This window comes from Solidesulfovibrio aerotolerans, from assembly GCF_009856865.1.
In the GTDB taxonomy this organism is placed as follows: Bacteria; Desulfobacterota; Desulfovibrionia; order Desulfovibrionales; family Desulfovibrionaceae; genus Solidesulfovibrio; species Solidesulfovibrio aerotolerans.
Genome location: NZ_WVUD01000109.1, coordinates 1 through 2,087 on the forward strand (window position 1 = coordinate 1; position 2,087 = coordinate 2,087).

Annotated in this window: 1 protein-coding gene; it reads right to left on the reverse strand. The window is 54.5% G+C overall.

Annotated features, from left to right (window positions below; translation table 11 throughout):
- Window positions 1-491: 491 nt before the first annotated feature.
- Window positions 492-1,733 (reverse strand): ISL3 family transposase, encoded by a 1,242-nt coding sequence (locus tag GTA51_RS20285; protein ID WP_160964295.1) that lies wholly within the window; start codon window positions 1,731-1,733, stop codon window positions 492-494.
- Between the last annotated feature and the right edge of the window lie 354 nt (window positions 1,734-2,087).

Sequence of the window (2,087 nt, forward strand, 5' to 3'; positions counted from 1 at the left end):
TTGAACTTGATGTCATGGCAATTTATGCCATTTTTTCAAAATTGATCGCCTAAGTGGAAAGGCATCATGAGCTTGCACCAGTTGTCGCTTTCAGGCGTCAAGCCTTTTCTTAGCCGGACAGTAATGAGGCGATATCATTCAACCACGACACAATAGTAGAATACACAGTTAAATTCATAGACGGCACAACCGCTATGGTTGTCACAAATTTATCGCTTACTCTCATCTAGCTGCCCCCCCGCAGCGTCACCGTCGCGACCCGACCAGTCCGCCAACCATGACTCCAGGGCCAACAGCACGGCGGTCAGGGCCGGCAACCGCTTGATGCACCACATATATAAGGCCAGCGAAAACCCCTCTGCACAATACCCAGAGAGCCCAGACTGATCACGGCCAGGGCGCAGTCCGGCCATTCGCCGGCCTGAAACAGCAACGCCCCAGCACCGTCCCATCGCCACGTTAAAGCGGTTCTTCGACGTTTCAAATGGAATTCATTTAACAATGAGGTCGCCGATTGGGGCGGCGATCAAGTAGATCATGGTGATGAAATTGGCCACATTCCGGTAGCCTCTGGCTCTGGCGCGAGCTGCCTGGAAGAGACCGTTTAGGCCTTCAAGTCGGGCGTTCGTGTGCCAGGAGCACCAACGGAAAAGGATGCGCTCAAGATGCTTCTCGAATGTCCTTATCGCCTTGGCTACCGGGGCGAGAAGTAATTCATCAGCAACCAAATCTCTGGCATATTTTAGGAAATTAGTGGAACGCCACTTGGCTGCCTGATGCGTTTCTGCTCGGCGGACCCACCGAAGCTGTTCTTTGATACGATAGGCGACGGCGGTTGCGAAGGCTTCACTCTCAATTTCCTGCAAGGCTTCGGCCTGAGTCTGCGTCTTGGCCGTCTCACAGCCTTTGAGCACCCCCCATCTGGTACCTTTGGGCAATGCTCGCTCTTTAGATTCAGCCTTACGCACCTCATCCACGGCCGTCGTAAAGAGCTGGACCACATGGAACCAGTCCACGGTCAGATCGGCTTGCGGGAAGTGTTCTTCGACGGCAGCAATAAAGCTTCCGGACATGTCGCTGACAACTTCAAGCACTCGGTTGGGGTGGCCGCCCTTGCTGATAATGTGTTCCCGGAACAACTGAACAGTCTGTTTGCCCTTGCCTTCAGTGGCGAAGATTACAGGACGGTCTTCACGATCCAGGTCAATAAAGATGGTCACGTAGCGCTGTCCGCGTTTGCAGGCAGTCTCGTCGAGGCCGAATGCCTTAAGTCTGCTGAGGTCAACGCGCTTCATGGCCTCAGCCACATAGTGGTTGATGACTCTCCAGAGACGTTTGTCGGTCGTGCCTACAAAGGATGCGACGGTGGCCACGGGCATCTCTCTGGCCAGGATCATGACAACCTGCTCGAATAGTAAGGTAAAGTTACTGCCAGGCCGCGCCCACGGTACAACAATCCGCCGTGTGCCATGCTTGGGACAAGTTACCCGAGGCACTCTGGCAGTCAGATAGCAGTGATGTTGGAAGAAATTTAGGTGTCGCCAAATGAACTCCTCGAAGTCATGGGCCTTGCAGTTTCGACCACAAGTCGGACAGGGGTAGGTGGCACCCCTATCGGCACCGAGGTCCAAGTGGAGTTCATGGGGTGTCTTCTCGGTGTCCAGGCGCTGGCTCAAAACCTGCCAGGGGGGAGTCAGACCCAGTCCCAGGGCGAAGATGTCATTGGTGCGCATGCCGATCCTCCGAGGAGGCCGCTACCCCCAACCTGGGCATGGGTCAAATTCCATTTGAAACGTCGAAGAACCGTTAAAGCGTCTGTTTGATCGATGTCACCTTAACCTCAAGTACCCGTGTTAAAAACGAAAATTTACTTTTCATCATATCAAATTCCGGCCCTTGCTTGATGAAGCGCGCGGTGCCTTCCAGCAAAAACCCTGCGCCCGGCCCCATGCGCCCCTCGACTGTCAAACAGCACCGAAAAGTGACCCCCAATCAGCGTCCAAAATTGACCCCCTCGATGTTGATGTCCGCCCTCCATCTAATCGGGGGGGGGGGGCGCCTCATTGGCTTCTGTGCTTGAGCCTCCA